Annotated in this window: 19 protein-coding genes; 7 read left to right on the forward strand and 12 right to left on the reverse strand. The window is 57.7% G+C overall.

Translation table 11 applies throughout. From position 1 onward, the window contains the following. Window positions 1-21 precede the first annotated feature (21 nt). Window positions 22-360 (reverse strand): P-II family nitrogen regulator, encoded by a 339-nt coding sequence (locus tag GOV85_RS18810; protein ID WP_058273036.1) that lies wholly within the window; start codon window positions 358-360, stop codon window positions 22-24. 258 nt (window positions 361-618) lie between these two features. Between GOV85_RS18810 and GOV85_RS18815 the strand changes: the two genes are divergently transcribed. Next, a complete protein-coding gene (locus GOV85_RS18815) occupies window positions 619-2,793 on the forward strand; it encodes a transglycosylase domain-containing protein (RefSeq protein WP_171181019.1) in 2,175 nt (724 codons plus the stop codon). Between the two features lie 53 nt (window positions 2,794-2,846). Here GOV85_RS18815 and leuB read toward each other — a convergent pair whose 3' ends face one another. Further along, the gene (gene leuB / locus GOV85_RS18820; RefSeq protein ID WP_171181021.1) at window positions 2,847-3,950 is read right to left on the reverse strand and encodes a 3-isopropylmalate dehydrogenase; all 1,104 of its coding nucleotides are present in this window, start codon (window positions 3,948-3,950) and stop codon (window positions 2,847-2,849) included. A 91-nt stretch (window positions 3,951-4,041) separates the two neighbouring features. Here leuB and GOV85_RS18825 point away from each other — a divergent pair, with 91 nt between their 5' ends. Then, on the forward strand, window positions 4,042-4,569 hold the full coding sequence (locus tag GOV85_RS18825) for a redoxin domain-containing protein (protein WP_171181023.1): 528 nt from the start codon (window positions 4,042-4,044) through the stop codon (window positions 4,567-4,569). Window positions 4,570-4,572: 3 nt separating this feature from the next. On the opposite strand, the gene GOV85_RS18830 is transcribed toward GOV85_RS18825, so the two are convergent. After that, window positions 4,573-5,466 carry a LysR family transcriptional regulator gene (locus tag GOV85_RS18830; RefSeq protein WP_171181025.1) on the reverse strand — a complete coding sequence of 298 codons (894 nt, stop codon included), beginning with the start codon at window positions 5,464-5,466 and terminating at the stop codon, window positions 4,573-4,575. A gap of 84 nt (window positions 5,467-5,550) precedes the next feature. On the opposite strand from GOV85_RS18830, the gene GOV85_RS18835 reads away from it, so the two are divergent. After that, window positions 5,551-6,474, forward strand: a complete 924-nt coding sequence (locus tag GOV85_RS18835; protein WP_171181027.1) for an epimerase — start codon at window positions 5,551-5,553, stop codon at window positions 6,472-6,474. A 190-nt stretch (window positions 6,475-6,664) separates the two neighbouring features. Here GOV85_RS18835 and GOV85_RS18840 read toward each other — a convergent pair whose 3' ends face one another. The 7 genes from GOV85_RS18840 to GOV85_RS18870 form a co-directional block, all read right to left on the reverse strand. Beyond that, window positions 6,665-8,512, reverse strand: a complete 1,848-nt coding sequence (locus GOV85_RS18840; RefSeq protein ID WP_348540127.1) for a dihydroxy-acid dehydratase — start codon at window positions 8,510-8,512, stop codon at window positions 6,665-6,667. A 181-nt stretch (window positions 8,513-8,693) separates the two neighbouring features. Beyond that, window positions 8,694-9,722: an endonuclease/exonuclease/phosphatase family protein gene (locus GOV85_RS18845; RefSeq protein WP_171181029.1), complete on the reverse strand. Its 1,029-nt coding sequence runs from the start codon at window positions 9,720-9,722 to the stop codon at window positions 8,694-8,696. Next, window positions 9,719-10,549, reverse strand: a complete 831-nt coding sequence (locus GOV85_RS18850) for a hypothetical protein (protein ID WP_171181031.1) — start codon at window positions 10,547-10,549, stop codon at window positions 9,719-9,721. Before GOV85_RS18850 ends, GOV85_RS18845 begins: the two co-directional genes overlap by 4 nt. 333 nt (window positions 10,550-10,882) lie before the next feature. Next, window positions 10,883-11,488, reverse strand: coding sequence for a 3-isopropylmalate dehydratase small subunit (gene leuD / locus GOV85_RS18855; RefSeq protein ID WP_171181033.1), 606 nt, complete (start codon window positions 11,486-11,488; stop codon window positions 10,883-10,885). A 42-nt stretch (window positions 11,489-11,530) separates the two neighbouring features. Then, window positions 11,531-12,076, reverse strand: coding sequence for an HdeD family acid-resistance protein (locus GOV85_RS18860; protein WP_171181036.1), 546 nt, complete (start codon window positions 12,074-12,076; stop codon window positions 11,531-11,533). A gap of 37 nt (window positions 12,077-12,113) precedes the next feature. Then, complete coding sequence (gene leuC / locus GOV85_RS18865; protein WP_171181038.1) at window positions 12,114-13,517, reverse strand: 3-isopropylmalate dehydratase large subunit; 1,404 nt, start codon at window positions 13,515-13,517, stop codon at window positions 12,114-12,116. A gap of 43 nt (window positions 13,518-13,560) precedes the next feature. Then, complete coding sequence (locus tag GOV85_RS18870) at window positions 13,561-13,668, reverse strand: isopropylmalate isomerase (RefSeq protein WP_171181041.1); 108 nt, start codon at window positions 13,666-13,668, stop codon at window positions 13,561-13,563. Window positions 13,669-13,758: 90 nt separating this feature from the next. Here GOV85_RS18870 and GOV85_RS18875 point away from each other — a divergent pair, with 90 nt between their 5' ends. The 4 genes from GOV85_RS18875 (at window position 13,759) to GOV85_RS18890 (ending at window position 16,637) form a co-directional block, all read left to right on the forward strand. Beyond that, window positions 13,759-15,111 carry a mechanosensitive ion channel family protein gene (locus GOV85_RS18875; protein ID WP_171181043.1) on the forward strand — a complete coding sequence of 451 codons (1,353 nt, stop codon included), beginning with the start codon at window positions 13,759-13,761 and terminating at the stop codon, window positions 15,109-15,111. Between the two features lie 164 nt (window positions 15,112-15,275). Next, entirely contained in the window at window positions 15,276-15,635 is a 360-nt protein-coding gene (rsfS, locus tag GOV85_RS18880) for a ribosome silencing factor (RefSeq protein WP_171181054.1), read from the forward strand. A 44-nt stretch (window positions 15,636-15,679) separates the two neighbouring features. Continuing rightward, complete coding sequence (rlmH, locus tag GOV85_RS18885; RefSeq protein ID WP_171181056.1) at window positions 15,680-16,150, forward strand: 23S rRNA (pseudouridine(1915)-N(3))-methyltransferase RlmH; 471 nt, start codon at window positions 15,680-15,682, stop codon at window positions 16,148-16,150. A 1-nt stretch (window position 16,151) separates the two neighbouring features. Continuing rightward, the gene (locus GOV85_RS18890) at window positions 16,152-16,637 is read left to right on the forward strand and encodes a flavodoxin family protein (protein WP_171181058.1); all 486 of its coding nucleotides are present in this window, start codon (window positions 16,152-16,154) and stop codon (window positions 16,635-16,637) included. Window positions 16,638-16,640: 3 nt separating this feature from the next. On the opposite strand, the gene GOV85_RS18895 is transcribed toward GOV85_RS18890, so the two are convergent. Together GOV85_RS18895 and GOV85_RS18900 are read right to left on the reverse strand one after the other, a co-directional pair. Beyond that, window positions 16,641-17,018: a hypothetical protein gene (locus GOV85_RS18895; protein ID WP_371732334.1), complete on the reverse strand. Its 378-nt coding sequence runs from the start codon at window positions 17,016-17,018 to the stop codon at window positions 16,641-16,643. 5 nt (window positions 17,019-17,023) lie between these two features. After that, complete coding sequence (locus tag GOV85_RS18900) at window positions 17,024-17,734, reverse strand: DUF599 domain-containing protein (RefSeq protein ID WP_171096663.1); 711 nt, start codon at window positions 17,732-17,734, stop codon at window positions 17,024-17,026. Between the last annotated feature and the right edge of the window lie 18 nt (window positions 17,735-17,752).

Consider the following 17,752-nt stretch of genomic DNA (forward strand, 5'->3'; position numbering starts at 1 on the left):
AATGAGTGTGAGTGGCCGCGCTTACAGCGCTTCCTCGTTGGTTTCCCCGGTTCGCACGCGCAGAGCCTGCTCGACATCGAGGACGAAAATCTTGCCGTCACCGATTTTCCCGGTTTTGGCGGTTTTGGTGATGGTCTCGACGATCTGGTCGGCCATTGTGGCGGGCACCACGATCTCGAGCTTGATCTTGGGCACGAAGTTCACCGCATATTCGGCCCCACGGTAGATTTCGGTGTGACCGGACTGCGAGCCGAAGCCCTTGATTTCGGTCACCATCATGCCGCGCACGCCAGCTTCGGTCAGTGCTTCGCGCACCTCCTCCAGCTTGAACGGCTTGATTGTCGCAATGATCAGTTTCACGTCTTTCCCCTCTGATTGTCCGGTGGGACCGGTTTGTTTGCACCTGCAGAAAAAGAGCGTGACAGAACGTCGTAAGAAACGGTTACGGGTCGTAATTGCATACCAAAATGGCGTATTGTTGCACATTTTTTGCACAAAAAGTACGAAGTGGCTAAAAAATGAGCAGATTGATGAGGGGAAATTACGGAAATTCGGACCTCTACATAGACGGGTCTCCGGGGTATGGTGGCGCAAAAGTATAACGGGCAGAGTTTGAGCATGACTGAGTCCAAGCGCCGAAAGCCGCGATTGGTTGCGGACAAAAGATACCCCTCCAAAGGGCGTAAACCGTCGGCCTCCAAGCGCCCGGCGGGCAAGAAATCGACCGCACGCAAGACGACCGCCCGCAAAACCACGCGCAAGACAAAGCGCAAACGCACCGGCGGAAACGGAGGCGGTATTTTCCGTCGACTCTTCCGCTGGATCTGGAGGTTGATCTGGGGTTTGACGTGGCGCGTGGGGGCAATTGTCGCCGCCCTGATCGCATTGGCGGTCGGCATCGTGTATACAACTCTGCCCAATGTAGATGCCTTACTGGACGGGCGCGCGCGCGGGTCAGTGACCTTGTTGGATCGCGATGGCAAGGTTTTTGCCTGGCGCGGGGATCAGTTTGGCGGGGTGATCACGGCGGATACGGTGTCGCCCCATCTGAAGAACGCCGTGATCGCGACCGAGGACAAGCGATTCTACCGTCATTTCGGTGTCAGCCCGCGCGGCGTTGCAAGTGCCGTGCGCATCAACCTGAGCGAAGGACGCGGGCCTTTGTCTGGCCATGGCGGGTCAACCATCACCCAACAGACAGCCAAACTGCTGTGTCTGGGAGAGCCGTATGATCCGTCTGAATGGGACTCTGAAGCCACTTACGAGGCCGATTGCCGCCAGGGCTCGCTTTGGCGCAAGGCCAAGGAAGCCGTTTATGCAATGGCGATGGAGGTCAAATACTCCAAGAACGAGGTTCTGACGATCTACCTGAACCGGGCCTTCTTGGGTGCAGGCGCGCGCGGGTTTGAAGCGGCCAGCCAGCGATACTTTGGAAAGTCTGCCGCAGAAGTTTCCCCAGCTGAGGCTGCGATGCTGGCCGGTCTGCTGGTGGCACCCACGCGGTATGCGCCAACGAATAACCTGCAACGTTCTCAGGAGCGGGCACGGCTTGTGATTGGTTTGATGGAGGACCAGGGCTATTTGACCGCGGCACAAGCCAGCGAAGCACGCACCAGACCGGCCGAGCTTTCAGAAGCTGCCGCTGCGCGCGCAGGCGGATATTTCGCGGATTGGGTCATGGCAAGTGGGCCCGAGTTCTTTACGCGCAACACCACCGAGGATGTGGTGATCCGTACCACTCTGGATCAGCGCATCCAAACCTCTGCCGAAGAAGCGCTGAAGTTCATCTTTCAGGAAAAGGTGCGCGAAGGGTCCGAGGCGCAGGCCGCGATTGTCGTGATGTCTGCGGACGGTGCAGTGCGCGGCATGGTTGGTGGGCGCAAGACAAGGGTGTCTGGTGCGTTTAACCGGGCGACGCAGGCGTTGCGTCAGACAGGGTCGTCCTTCAAGCCGTTCGTTTACGCCACCGCGCTGGAACTTGGGTATTCGCCGCTGGATACGGTGATGGATGAGCCTTACTGCGTGAACATTCCCGGTTCAGGTCAATGGTGCCCCAAAAACTACACCAACAAGTTCTATGGGCAGGTGACGTTGGCAGATGCGTTGATGAACTCTTTGAACATTCCGGCTGTGAAAGTGGCGGAGATTTCGGGTTTGGAAAACGTCCGCACTGTCGCAAGCGGCTTTGGTATTGCCAGCGATCTGGCGCAGGGTCCGGCCTTGGCGCTGGGCGCGTCGGAAAGCACGCTGATCGAGATGACCGGAGCTTACGCAGGAATCCTGAACGGTGGATCGGCAGTGGAGCCTTATGGCTTAACCGAGCTGAAGCTGCTGGGGGATGAAACTCCCGTCATGGTCACGACGACAGGTATTGGTGAACGGGTGATCAACGACTCGGCCGCCAAGCAACTGACCTGGATGATGGAGCGTGTGGTGTCCGAAGGCACCGGCGGACGCGCCAAGCTGCCGGGTTGGCAGGTGGCAGGCAAAACCGGGACAACTCAGGCCGCGCGGGATGCGTGGTTCATCGGCTTTACGGCTGATTATGTGACCGGCGTCTGGATGGGGTATGACGACAACACGCCGCTGTCTGGCGTAACCGGGGGCGGGCTGCCTGCTGAAATCTGGAAAGAGACCATGCTGCGCGTCACCGAAGGGATGACGCCTACGCCCCTGCCGATGATGGCACCTGAACCGCCGGTGCAAGTTGCGCAGCCACAGCCCCGTCGTAGGCAGGGCGGTTTTGCGGAAGACATCAATAACCTGCTGAGAAATATATTCGGCGGCAACTAACAAAAAAGGCGGTGCACTGGGTACCGCCTTTTGTCGTTCGTTTCTTGCGTGGTTTAGACGCTGGCATCCAAAGCTGCCAGGATCGCATCACCCATTTCGGTGGTGGACACCGGTGTGACGCCTTCATCCGCCAGCAGGTCGCCGGTGCGGACGCCTTCAGCCAGAACTTTCTCGATCGCGGCTTCAAGGCGGTCTGCCTCTTCGCCCTGATCGAAGCTATAGCGCAGCGCCATGGCAAAGCTGAGGATACAGGCGATCGGGTTTGCTTTGCCCTGACCCGCGATATCAGGGGCCGAGCCGTGGACCGGTTCGTACATCGCCTTGGGGCGGCCATTGGCCATAGGCGCGCCCAGCGAAGCTGAAGGCAACATGCCCAGAGAGCCCGTCAGCATCGCGGCACAGTCGGACAGGATGTCACCGAACAGGTTGTCGGTCAGGATCACGTCGAACTGCTTCGGCGCGCGCACCAACTGCATGGCGCCGTTGTCGGCATACATATGGCTCAGCTCAACCTCGGGGTAGTCGGCGGCGACACGATTCACGACTTCACGCCACAGGATGCCGGATTCCATGACGTTGGCTTTTTCCATCGAGCACAGCTTTTTGTTCCGGCGCATCGCCAGTTCAAAGGCCGAGCGTGCGGCGCGTTCAATCTCGGATTCGGTGTAACGCTGGGTGTTGATGCCGACGCGTTCATTGCCTTCTTCGAAGATGCCGCGCGGTTCGCCGAAATAGACGCCCGAGGTCAGCTCGCGCACGATCATGATATCCAGACCGGCAACGATGTCTTTTTTCAGCGACGAGAAATCGGCCAGCGCGTCAAAGCACTGGGCCGGGCGCAGGTTGGAATACAGGTCCATTTCCTTGCGCAGGCGCAGCAGACCGCGCTCGGGCTTGAGGCTGAAATCCAGATCGTCGTATTTCGGGCCGCCAACAGCACCCAGCAGAACCGCGTCCACCTCTTGCGCTTTGGCCATCGTCTCATCAGACAGCGGCTTGCCGTGGGCGTCATAGGCGGCACCGCCTACCAGATCCTCGCTCACGTCAAATTGAAGACCGCGATTGGTGCCGAACCAATCGATGATTCTGCGCACTTCGGCCATAACTTCCGGGCCAATTCCGTCTCCGGGCAGGATGAGGAGCGAGGGGTTGGACATGAAGGGTCTCCTTGCGTTTTGTTGCACAGGCCCTAGCGTCTGCGGTGCATCGGGTCAATGAGACGAACCCGTCAAAACACGAGGAAAACACATGCTGACACCTGGAAATCCGGTTCCTGCGCTGAAAATCGAAACCGTGGCGCATGGCAGCTTCGATCTTGAGGCAGACAAGGGCGAAAACGGGACTCTGGTGATTCAATATCGCGGACTTCATTGCCCGATCTGCATCAAGCAGATGACCGAGGTCGAGGCGGCGCTGGACGATTTTGCGGCGCTGGGCGTCGAGGTCATCATGATCACAACCGATACCGCCGAACGTGCCGCCGAAACAGCCGAGAAAGCCGGGGCAAAACGACTGCGCGTGGGTCACAGCCTGCCGCTGGCTGCCGCCCGCGAGGATTGGGGGCTGAACATCTCAACCAAGCGCGAAGGCAGTGCAGAACCCGATTTTTTTGCAGAGCCCGGTCATTTCTATATCGCACCCGATCAGACGCTCTATTACGCGTGGCAGCAAACCACGCCATTTGGGCGCCCGTCGATGTCGGATATTGCGGGTGGTCTGAAGTTTACCCTTGGCAACAATTACCCTGCGCGCGGGACTTATACAGGGCCGCTTTGACCGTCAAAGACTAGCCTTGAGCCCTTCGGCCAAAAGGTCCCAGACCCTGCGAATGCGCGGGGTCTGGCGCATGGCTTGCGGCGCGGCCAGCCACACCGGCATTTTCTTGATCTCGACCCCAATATCCAGAATTTCGATCAGCGGATCGGCCTCGGCCACCTGAATCTGACTGAATCCCAGTCCGCAGCCTGCTCTGATCAGTTCCCAATACACGGTCTGGTGGTCGCATCGTGTGGCAAAGGCATCGCGCCCAACGTTCCAGCCCCTTTCCTGCATCGAAGCAATGATGCGGTCATCCGTGTCAAATCCCACAAGGTCGTGTTGGAACACCTCTTCTGGTGAGGTCGGGCGACCTGCGCGATCCAAATAGCTTTTAGCGGCGCAAAAACATAACGAGATCTCACCCAAATGCCGGGTCAGAATGTCCATCTGTTCGGGGCGGTACATGCGCACGGCAATATCGGCTTCTCGGAACAGCAGGTTTTCGGTGGCATCGGTGGCAACCAGTTCCAACTGAATCGCAGGTTCCTGTTGCCGGATATGTGCCAAAATCGGCGGCAGGATGTGGTTCGATGCAAAGACCGACGCGGTAATGCGCACTGATCCTTCCAGTTGTTGCGACTGACCGGCTGCTGTCATGCTAAAAGCGTTCATGGCCGTGTGCATCTGTTGGGCCATGGGCAGCAATTGATGGCCCACATCGCTTAGCTTCAGCCCTCTTGCGTGTCGTTCAAAAAGAGAAACCTCCAGCTCGGCTTCCAGCGTCTGAATCTGCCGTCCCAAGGTGGGCTGGCTGCGGTCCAACTGTCGGGCTGCGGCAGAAAGAGACCCGGTTTCGGCCACCGCAAGAAAGCTTTGGATCAGGGACCAGTCGGCATGTGTAAGGGCTTTGTCCATTCAAAAATGAATACATGATCTGCAATTTGGGGCAATTCCCTATTGCTTTCCTTAGGGTAATCTCTGCCCCAACAGGAGGGAACCATGCCGCAATCCGTACTTATTCTGGGGGCCACGGGCCGATTTGGTCGCAACGCTGCGCTGGCGTTTCGCAACGCCGGGTGGACCGTGCACAGCTTTGACCGCACGCGCGACACGCTGGAACAAGAGGCGCGCGGAATGGACGTTATCGTCAATGGCTGGAATCCACCCTACCCCGATTGGGCAGGTCTTGTACCGGGCCTGCACCAACAGGTGATTAAGGTAGCGGAGGAGACCGGGGCAACGGTTTTGGTGCCGGGAAACGTCTATGTCTTTGGACCTGAAGCACCGGGTCCCTGGTATGGTGGAACACCGCACAAGGCGCGCAACCCTTTGGGTCGTGTCAGAATAGAGATGGAGGAAGCCTATCGCCGCTCGACCGCGCGTACCATTATTCTGCGTGCCGGGGATTTCATTGACACATGTGCCTCGGGCAACTGGTTTGATCAGGTCATGATCAAAGATCTTGCTAAGGGGCGGTTGGTCTATCCCGGCAACCCGGACATCCCGCATGCGTGGGCTTATCTACCAGATCTGGCCCGCGTTGCAGTGCTGCTGGCCGAAAAGCGCCATGAGTTGCCCCGGTTTTGCGATGTCCCATTCGAAGGTTACATCCTGACCGGATCACAATTTGCTCATGCTCTGTCGAAGGTCACTGGGCAGGACATTTCCGTGAAGCCGATGCACTTGTGGCCCTTGAAATTGGCTCGACCGTTTTGGCGTATGGCCGCGCACTTGCTTGAGATGCGGTATCTTTGGCAAGTGCCCCATCAGTTGGACGGCACATACCTTACCGAGTTGCTAGGCGCGGTGCCGCGGACTGATTTGGATGTTGCCCTATGTTCTGCGATTCCAACGCAACTTGTAGCCCCATCGCCTGCGATCCGGTCCGTCGGCGGCGGTCTGTTGAAACCTGCCAACAACTGACCTTCGTTGCGTTTACTTTGGACGGTGAAGGTTACCCGGTTCAATAAGAGGCCAGACCTCGCGCTGCTAATCCAATTGGCTGTGGCGGAGCGACGGATGCCGCCGCGAACAATTTTTCTGTTTATTGGATCTGATCCTTCAACGGGTGCGCCACGCCCCTTCGGGACCAACTATCGCGTCGCCCGAGGTTTCACGACCTCCACCGGTTTGTTGGCAAAAACCCTGATAGCTGAGGCTCACGAGGCGTGTTGACCCACAGCTCACGGTCCGGGTGCATACCGCCGCCGCGCACAGCGGGCACGGCGGATGACCGCATCCGGTGCAAAAGGCGGGTATCCGCTGTACCGCAATTTGGATGTACGCCGCCGTTTCCAGCCACCTCGGCCTCCCAGCGTGCCTTGCGTTCAGCAACAACATTTGGGTCGTCCAAAACCGGCGCGTTTAGCTCGTTCACATTCAAATCGGCAATAATCTCATCTCCGTCCTCAACCAAAGCAATCGGGCCACCCAAAGCAGCCTCAGGTCCGACATGCCCAATAACCAGCCCGACCGATCCGCCCGAAAAACGCGCGTCGGTCATCAGAGCAACTGTGATCCCCCGTTCGCGGCACAGGGTCGTGATCCGTGCCGTTGCGTCCAACATCTCGGGCATGCCTGGTGCACCTGACGGCCCTTCGTATCGAACAATGATCATATCATTGTCTTCAAATCCCATTGGGTTGGTGTCGAGCATCTCAAGCAGGCGGGCTTCGCCCTCGAACACCCTCGCTTTACCTCGGAACACGTTGTCCTCAAGTCCGCGCTCGACACCTGCAAGCTTCAAAATGGCGCTGAATTCCGGTGACAGATTACCGCCCAGAAGGCGCAGGCCGCCCGTTTCTTTAAAGGGCGCTGACACAGGATAGATCACCGTACCGTCCGGCGCGGCAGCGCCCAGACGTTGGACCTGTTCCGCCAGAGTTTCGCCAGTGCACGTCGGCGCGTCGCCATTGACCATGCCAGCGTCGATCAGTTCCTTGACGATCACCTGCACACCACCGACCCTGTCGATGTCCACCATCGAATAGCGGCCGTAGGGTCGTGCGTCTGTCAGGACCGGAACAATTTTCTGAGACCATTCATTGAACTCTTCTGGTGTGACGATGTCTTTCCAGAAATTCGCGTAACCTGCGGCACGGGCAATCTCGGGCACGTGCAGAACCACGTTGGTCGAGCCGCCGATCGCCATCGCAACAGTCAACGCGTTGCGCAGTGAGTCGCGCCCGACGATGTCGCGCGGTCGCGTGCCGTCTTCAATCAACTTGGCAAGGTAGCCTACCAACTGCGACGGAAACTCTTCCATGCGGCGCGGGTCGTCCGAAGGCGGTGCCACCATATGCAATGGCTGCATGCCCACAACGCCAATAAAGGTCTGCATCGTATTGTAGGTGAAAATCCCACCGCACGATCCAATACCGGGGCAGGCAAGGCAAGCGATGCGTTTGCGGTATGCTGCGTCCTCGCTCCCGGCAACTTGATAGGCGGCGATGATGTCCAGCATTTCGCCGGTTTCCGGGTCTTTCGAGGGATGAATGGACCCATCGGACATCATGATCGCAGGCTGGTTGTGTTCAAGCAAAGCAGCCAGCGTACCAACCGGTGGCTTGTCACATGCCACCACAGCAATTGTGCCCCCCAGGCCGGAGGCTGAGAGATGTTCGGAAAACACGTCGTTGGTCACTTCGCGCCCGATGAGTGAATAGCGCATTTCGCGCGTTCCATTGCGGATGCCGTCAGATGTTGCGATGGAGTATTCAGGCTGAACCAGACGCATGGCGATTTTGCCTGCGTCTTTGCCAATCTGGTCTCGCAGTGCTGCATGTATTGCTTCGACCTTGGGCTGCACGCCAAGATAGCACTGACTATCGCCTTTTGTGCCGACAACACCAACAGAAGGCGCGTGGATCAGATCTTCGTCCGTGCCAAGTTCGCGCGCAATTCCATAGGCCTGAGAGTTGCGTCCAGGATGGTCGTCGATCAGTACAGGATTCTTAGCCACGAGATACCTCCAAAATGGATTTCAGAACTCAATCGACCGCCATCACCTCTGAGGGAAACTGTGGGCGCAAAACCTTGCGCGCAGGCAGGTATGAGGGTTCCAGATCAGTGAAACTCAAAGACGCGGTTCCGTCAATGAAACTCAAATTGGGGTTTTTTAAACGTATTCTCGGGGCAAAGAGCTATGGCAGCGCCACGTCGACCCAGACCAGCCGGTGCCTGCTTGCACGATGCGCATTGTCCCACAAAGGTTCACCATCTTTGGGCCATAGAACACCTGAATCCAAGACACGCAGATCGCGAGACGGTAAAACGTAATCGACGCGCATTTCACCCGTCGCTTTCCAGTCAACTGTTGCGGACGAGCCTGATGGGTCTGTCGGTACCGGATCTTGAAGGCGAGGATCGGTCAGAAGGGTGCGAATGGCCCGTTTGTGACCTTCCCCGCGCTCGGGATCGAGGTTGGCATCACCCGCAATGACGAAGGGACCATTTGGAACCGGCCCCAGATCACCGCTCAGCAGGACAGACCAAAACCTAATCTCATCCCGATTGCGCAGTCCGTTGCGATCCTCGGGCCCATCGAACACCGGTGGGGCTGCGTGAAAGGTCATCAGGTTGAGCCGCCCCAAAGGTGTTTCAATGGGCACCACCCAATGCGCTGTTGAGGACAGGCGCTGTATTTGGTGTGCTTCTTCAGACGGAAAAGGGCGGTCATCCACGAAAGGTAATGCTGCCCCCGGAAGATCTTGCCAGAGCAGCTCTGAAAAGTTCAAAATCTCTTCGGTGACGATTTCATAGCGGGACAGAATTGCCAGCCCGCCCTGTCCGGTGAAACGGCCCCAGCCCTGCGCGTCACCGGGGCCTTGTGTGCGTCCATCACCATCCAGATCCAACGGTGTTTCCAAGCCAGCATTGGGCTGAACGGCATAAAAGTAACCATAGTCCAGACCAGCGGCGCGCAGCTTTTGAGACAGAGCGTTGACTGCGGCTCCCTCCAGATCCCAGTCGATACCCTGAAGCGCGATAATGTCGGGGCGGGCGGCTGAAACCACGTCGATGGCTGCAAGAACCTGGGCGTCATCCCGGTCTATGTCCCGCAGCAACAGCGCCGGGCCTTTTCGGCTCAGCTCGGTGTTGTAGGTGGCGATGCGCACGACTTCTGCCTGCGCCGCAATGGGCAGCAGAAGCAGGATAAGCAGGCGGATCATGCGGCCTGAGTCGTCTCGCTTGTTGAATAGGCGCGCCGTTTTTCCACGATCAGCCCGGCGATACGCAGGGTGGCCACACCGCGCATGATCATGCTGGCGGGCAGGAAGGCCCAGGCGCTCATCATCCAGATCAGTGTCTGTGGATTGTTCAGCGAAATCGGAGCGATCACACTGTTCATCAGTTTTATGACGGCCGGTATGAGGAACGGTAGCAAAATACCGATACAGATGTTCAGGCGGCCATCACGTTGCAACCGAATAACGACATCTCCGCCCTTGGTGGGGTCAAACAAAGGAAGATTGGTCCATACATTGAAGGCACCGTTTCCTGTGGGCCACCCCCGGACTTTGACGGCATAGGCAAAACTGGCGATCGTCACCAAAGCCGCGACGTAGGCTACGCTGGCTGTAACCCTAATCAGTTCGATCAGCGACTGGCTGGCATCCGCTGGCAGCATCAACACGATCAGGCGCACCGGAGAATAGGGAAAGTCCACCACGTTGGCGACGGCCAGACCAACGCCGTAAGAAAAGGTTGTCAGTTCTGTTGGAGCATAAACGTTTTTGCAGATTAGCGTCAAAAACGTGACCATCGACATAAGGCCAACAAAACGCAGGCGGTTGACCGGTGGGGCATCGCGAAATTCTATAAAGCTGGGAAAGGCCGAGTTATACTCGGCGAACGTCAGTATGAACGCGAGGATCGCGAGGAAGACCAGTATTTCGGTCCCGTTCGTCGATGATACAGGCAGATACAACGCGGGTGTCAGCACCATCAGTGCCACAAGTACTCCGCGTATCGCCGCCCCTGTTGTGCGTGCAATCACATTCCGAACCCTTTTTCAAACCGGACCAGCCGATCTTTGCCGACTTGTATCCAACTTGTGCCCGTCCAATCTCGTCTTTGCGACGGATGCCTCGTTAGCGCCAAGATGAACGATAAGCGGCGTTTCGCTCAAGACAGGGTGCAGAAAACACGTGATTTCGGGCAAAATGATGGCGCAACTGGTGCGGGATTGCATCATTTTGGGCGCAAATTCGACGTGTATCTCAATTTGAGACCAAGATGTTGTGGTTGTTGGAAAATCAACCCCAAGAATGAGAGCGGGGCCACCTAGGCGACCCCGTTAGGTTGAGTATCCACAGATTCGACCCCAGAATCAGACCCAAGGGCGGGCTTGACCGGCGTGATCTTCGAATTTGTCGATGTGGTGGTCTTTTTCCATTGTCAGGCCGATATCGTCCAAACCGTTCAGCAAGCAGTGCTTGCGGTGTGGGTCGATGTCGAATTCGATGACAACACCATCCGAGGTTGTGATCTGCTGATCTTCCAGATGAACGGTCATGCGGGCGTTCTCGCCTTTGTGCGCGTCTTCCATCAGGACTGCATGATGCTCTTCCTCGACCACGATGGGCAGGATACCGTTCTTGAAGCAGTTGTTGAAGAAGATGTCGGCAAAGCTGGTCGAGATCACAACCTTGATGCCGAAATCCTTGATCGCCCAAGGCGCGTGCTCGCGCGATGAGCCGCAGCCGAAATTGTCGCCAGCCACCAGAATCTCGGCCTCGCGATAGGCGGGTTTGTTCAGGACGAATTCCTCGTTCTCCTGCCCGTCATCGTGATAGCGCATCTCGTCAAACAGAACGACGCCCAGGCCGGACCGCTTGATAGTTTTCAGGTGCACTTTCGGAATGATCATATCGGTGTCGATATTGATCAGCGGCATTGGGGCGGCCACCCCGTGGACTTTGTCAAACTTTTCCATGTTCACACTCCTGCGGGAGAGGGCCGCGCCCATGCCCCGCGTTTAAGCTTCTTTTGTTTCGTCTTTGGGTGCGTTCTTGACGAAGAACGCCATGAAGACCAATCCGAACCCGTTGAACAGCATCTCGATGCCCAAGAAGATCCCCAGTATACTCAGCAATGCCTGTGGCTCCTGCCCGACATAGCTCCAGATGATACCGGCAAGGATGATCGACAAGATGCCCGAGATCATGGTGGGCCAGAAAAACTGTGTTCCTTTCATCTGGAACGACAGAATGACCCGCGCGATGCCGCCTGCCATGAACAGGATCAGCATCACGGTCGCCAGCGTCAGCGTACCCTGCAATGGGTGACCCAGAAAGGACCAGCCCAGAAACAGCATGACCGCACCCATGATGAGCGACAGGATCTTGTTGCCGGTGCCTTCAACGGTGAAACCGCCGACCACCTGCAACGCGCCCGAGATCAGAAGCAACGCTCCGGTCACGACCGTGACGGCCACAGACGCCACAACTGGCGCGCCCAGCACAAAGATACCGAACGCTATGGACAGAAGCCCCAGCAGGAGCCATTTGATCCAGTCACTCATGTTTTCAATCCCTCAAATATCTAGATATGAGGGAAGCTTACATCAATTCACGGACGTCTGTCAGCCGTCCTGTGATTGCCGCTGCGGCAGCCATTGCCGGGCTCAGCAAATGGGTCCGACCACCACGGCCCTGACGACCTTCGAAGTTGCGGTTCGAGGTCGCGGCACAGCGCTCGCCCGGTTGCAACTGATCCGGGTTCATCGCCAGACACATCGAACATCCGGCCAGACGCCATTCGAACCCGGCCTCTTTGAAGATGTCCGCCAGACCTTCTTCCTCGGCCTGCGCACGAACCAGACCCGAACCGGGCACGACCATGGCGCGCATTCCGTCCTTGATCTTTTTGCCCTTCAGAATTTCGGCCGCGGCGCGCAGGTCTTCGATGCGGCCATTGGTGCAGGACCCGATGAACACTGTGTCGATTTCCACATCGCTGAGCTTCTGACCGGCTTCCAGACCCATGTATTCGATCGAACGGCGGGCCGCGTCGACCTTGCCTCCTTCGAAGTCTTCAGGGTGAGGTACAGATGCGGTGATCGGCAGAACATCTTCAGGGCTGGTGCCCCAAGTCACAACCGGAGCAATATCCTCGCCACGCAGGGTGATGACCTTGTCAAAATGCGCGTTTTCGTCTGTGTAAAGCGTTTTCCACCAGTTCAAAGCGGCTTCCCACTGCGCGCCCTTGGGGGCGTGCGGGCGGCCTTTGACGTATTCAAAGGTGGTTTCATCCGGCGCGATCAGGCCAGCGCGCGCGCCGCCTTCGATGGCCATGTTACAGACGGTCATACGACCTTCCATCGACAGATCACGGATCGCTTCGCCGCAATACTCTATCACATAACCCGTGCCACCGGCTGTGCCGGTTTCACCGATCACGGCCAAAGTGATGTCTTTGGCGGTCACACCCGGCTGCAGTTTGCCGGTGATTTCCACCTTCATGTTCTTGGATTTCTTCTGGATCAGCGTTTGCGTGGCCAGAACATGCTCGACCTCAGAGGTGCCGATGCCGTGGGCCAACGCACCGAACGCGCCGTGAGTCGCCGTGTGGCTGTCGCCGCAAACAACGGTCATGCCGGGCAGGGTCCAACCCTGTTCAGGGCCAACGATGTGCACAATGCCCTGACGCACATCGTTCACGGGGTAGTAGTGAATACCGAAATCCTTGGCGTTCTTGTCCAGTGCTTCGACCTGGATGCGCGATTCCGGGTTTTCAATTCCGTTCACGCGGTCCGGTGTAGTGGGCACGTTGTGATCCGGCACAGCGATAGTTTTTTCCGGCGCGCGCACCTTGCGACCGGCCATCCGCAGCCCTTCAAAGGCTTGCGGGCTGGTCACTTCGTGCACCAGATGGCGGTCGATATAAAGCAAACAGGTGCCATCATCGGCTTCGTGCGCGACATGGGCATCCCAGATCTTGTCATAGAGTGTTTTGGGGGACATCGGTCCTCTCCCGTATGTAATGAGAAATGGCTGGCGAGTTGGCTCAGGCCGCAGATAGGCGGGCCAGAACCGTGCGGGCGGCCCCAAAGAACCGTTCACGCAGGCGCGTGCGGTCTTGCAGTTTCGGAGCAGGGGCCAAGTTGAGTCTCATGCGGTCCAGATATATCGGGCTTGACTGTCAATCAAGGTTCAATCCGGTGTCAGGCTTGCATCACCCGGCGTTGCTGTCCAAGCTGTGATCATGAACCAAGACCTGATCCCCAGCACGTTGTCGGACCTATACAACAACATGGTCGGGGCTTTTTCTGTTCAGTTTGGAAAAATGGTCGAATTGGTCGTTACACCGGGCTGGCGGCAATACCAGTTGATTATCATCCTGTTCCTGTGGGCGCTGGCCTTCCTGCTAAAAGCTCTGACGCAGTCCAGATGGGAAGCTTGGGCACGAGCGCGAAGCGGATGGCCAAAGTGGCGCCTGCGCGTGCTCGTCCAGCTGATGCGGCGGCTGACACTGGTTTATTTCGTGATTTTATCCTGGTCGCTGTATTTGATTATGCAGCACGTCACCTGGCCGTCTCGCAGCTATTTTATTGGTGTGCTTGCAACATTGGCAGCGGCTTGGCTGGCTATTGCGCTGATCGCCAGACTTGTACGAAACCGCACACTGCGGCGCATCTTCAAATGGGCCATGTGGGTCTATGCAACGCTCGTTGCATTGAACCTGACGGATGACGTGGCAGGTTTTCTGGATGGCGTGGCGATTTCCATCGGCGATCTGCACATTTCGGCGCTGGGCATTCTCAAGGCGATTCTGCTGATTGGCGTTCTGCTGACGTTGGCGCGCATCGGCACCCGGGCGGCTGAGCAGGGGTTGCAGAGCAATGATGACATCACGCCGTCAATGCAGGTGCTTTTAGCCAAGGGCATTCAGGTTCTGCTTTATGGCGCAGTCTTTTTGACCGCCATCCGCACGCTAGGGTTTGATCTGACAGGTATCGCGCTGCTGTCGGGGGCGATCGGTGTGGGCATCGGGTTTGGCCTGCAAAAAGTGGTGTCAAACCTGATTTCCGGGATCATCATTCTGATGGACCGCTCGATCAAGCCCGGCGACGTTATTTCGCTGGGCGACACGTTCGGTTGGATCAACGCATTGGGTGCGCGATACGTCTCGGTGGTCACTCGGGATGGGCGGGAATACCTGATCCCGAACGAGGATCTGATCACCAATCAAGTGGTGAACTGGTCGCATTCCGACAAGTTCGTGCGTTTGGATCTGGATTTTGGCACCAGCTATGACGATGACCCTCACAAGGTTCGTTCCACGGCGATCCGGGCGGTGAAAGCGGTGACACGGGTTCTGAGCGGAGGGTCCCATGAGCCGGTTTGCCACATCACCGGCTTTGGCGACAGCAGCGTTGACTATGTGTTGCGCTTTTGGATCAGCGATCCGACCAAAGGGCTGACCAATATTCGCGGCAATGTCTATCTGGCGCTTTGGGACGCTTTCAAGGAAGAAGGCATCTCGATCCCGTTCCCGCAGCGCGAGGTTCGGTTACTGCCAGACGGCGTAACCGCGCAACAGATCGTTGAAGAGTGAACACGCGTACGCGACCTTTGGTTTGCATTCATTGAAATGTTGCAATCCCCTTGTTACCTTATTAGTACCCCGGCGCCGGGGTTTCACGGCGCGCAGCAAAGGAGGACTATGTCCTGTCTCTACATACTCAGGCGGGTTTGCCCGCCGATGATGGGGCCAGTGTAATGGCCCACTCTCAGTCAATCAGCGACAAGCTGCTTGAGCGTATCCTTTCCTCACTTACCGATGACAAGGCCGAAGACGTCGTGCAGATCAACCTGCAAGGTAAGTCTTCTGTTGCGGATCACATGGTGATTGCCTCGGGTCGGTCGACCCGTCAGGTATCGGCCATGGCGGAAAAGTTGACGGATCGCATCAAGCAGGAATTCGGTTTCACTTCGAAGGTTGAAGGCAAGGATGCCGGCGACTGGGTGTTGATCGATACGGGCGACGTGATCGTCCATATCTTCCGCCCCGAAGTGCGTGAATTCTATCAGCTGGAAAAGATGTGGCTGCCTCAGGGCGGCAGCGCCTCGGCGAACTGAGGCGCCATCCTGGCCCGCATTGAGGGGCCGGAGGCGAGAGAGATATGCGTATCAGCATAGTTGCGGTCGGGCGATTGCGCGCTGGACCGGAAAAGTCCCTGCTTGATGATTACGTGAACCGATTTGACCGGACCGGCCGCGGCTTGGGCCTTGGTCCCGCCCGCGTGATCGAGGTCGAAGACAAGAAAAATGCAGGCATGGGGGCCGAGGCTGCTCTTCTGCGCAAAGCGCTGCCCAAAGGCGCGGTGATCTGTACATTGGATGAGCGCGGACGGGTCATGTCCTCACCCGATTTTGCCAAGAAGCTGGGCGGCTGGCGTGATGCCGGGCGGCAGGATTTGGCGCTGGTTATTGGCGGAGCGGACGGAATAGACCCTAATCTGCGGGCCGAGGCCGATTTTTCCATCTCATTCGGGTCAATGGTCTGGCCCCATATGCTGGTCCGTGTGATGCTGGCCGAGCAACTTTACCGGGCCGCAACCATCCTGTCGGGCGGCCCTTATCACCGGGTCTGACATGGCGCAGCTTCTGATCGTTTACCATTCGCGCACTGGTGGCGCCCGGCAAATGGCCGAAGCGGCGGCTGCGGCGGGTCACGACGAGGCAGACATTGTTCTGAAAACCGCTGATCAGGCCGGTCCTGAGGATTTGTTGGGCGCGGATGGCTATATCTTCTGTGCCCCGGAAAATCTGGCCGCAATTTCAGGTCTGATGAAAGAGTTTTTCGACCGCAGCTACTATCCGGTTCTGGGTAAGATCGAAGGTCGCCCTTATGCGCAAATGGTTTGTGCAGGATCAGATGGTGCCAACGCCGCGCGCCAAACCGCGCGCATTGCAACCGGCTGGCGGTTGAAAGAAGTGCAGCCGCCTCTGATCCTCTGCACTCATTCACAAACGTCCGAAGCGATTCTGGCCGAAAAGACCATCCCCGAAGGACAACTTGAGAAATGCCGCGAGATCGGTGCAGCGATGGCGGCAGGCTTGGCCCTTGGGGTGTTCTGAACTTCAGTACAGGTCAATCACCGTTGTGTCTTCACCCCAGCCACCGACATTGTCTCGTGCCTGAATCTGGACCTGGGTTGTGCCTTCGGGTATCGCTACACCGCTCAGCGAGCGGGTGAACGGCTGCTCATCCACATGCGGATGATGCAGGACACGCATCCCTAGTTCATTGCCATTCATGTCCAAAACGCGCCAGCCATCGGCGTAGTCATCCCATCCGGTGTCCGGGTGCCGGATCGTGACATCGAAGCGCCATGTGTCGCCGCCGCGGGTGGCCGCGACCTTCTCGATCGTTGGGGGGTCGGCAAAGGCAGGGCTGGCCAGGAAGGCGCTGAGAATCACATATCGCATGGCGCGAATGTACGGGTTATCGCGGCGCATCGGGATCACGTCTCTGTGTAAGGGGATTGGGATATCAGGATTGTTCGGGACTGCGAAGCAAACTCGCGTCGATACAAAACACCGAACGTGATTATGGTGCTCAGCATCAAAGCGATTGGCCCGAGGAACCATGCCAGCGAGGCCAATGCAAAATAGGTGGCGCGCAGGCCACGGTTAAAGCTGCGGGCGGCTGTGACGCAAATTTCGGCCGACTGAGCGGCGCGCGGGTACGCCTGCGGGTCTTCGGGATCGTTCGGGACCGAGGCCATCAACACAGCACAATAGCCAAACAAGCGATGCGCCCAGACATATTTCAGGAATGCGTTGGCCAGCAGAAGTACGACGACAAGTATCTTGATTTCCCACACCAAAGCGGGTGCGCTTCCAATGGCAAGGTCGCTGGCCACCCCGGCAAGTCGCTCGGTATTGCCCAGCAGGGCCAGCCCGCCGCCGATGGCAATCATCGTGGTGGATGCAAAGAACGTGCTGCCCTGCCGCATGGCGGCCACAACCTGCGCGTCAAACATGCGCGGTTGGCGCGTCACCATCTCGCGCATCCAGTCGCGGCGGTAATTGTCCATCATTTGCGAGACAGATCGCCTCTGTGGCGACGGATGTTCGATCTTCCACCCTATCCACAGCCATGCGCCCAGCAGCAAGCCGAGGGCGGCGTAATCCAAAGGGGCAAACAAAGCGGCACGTTCGATCCAGGTCATGGGCGTGACAGTAAAACT

The organism is Ruegeria sp. HKCCA4633 (genome assembly GCF_013034605.1).
GTDB lineage: Bacteria > Pseudomonadota > Alphaproteobacteria > Rhodobacterales > Rhodobacteraceae > Ruegeria.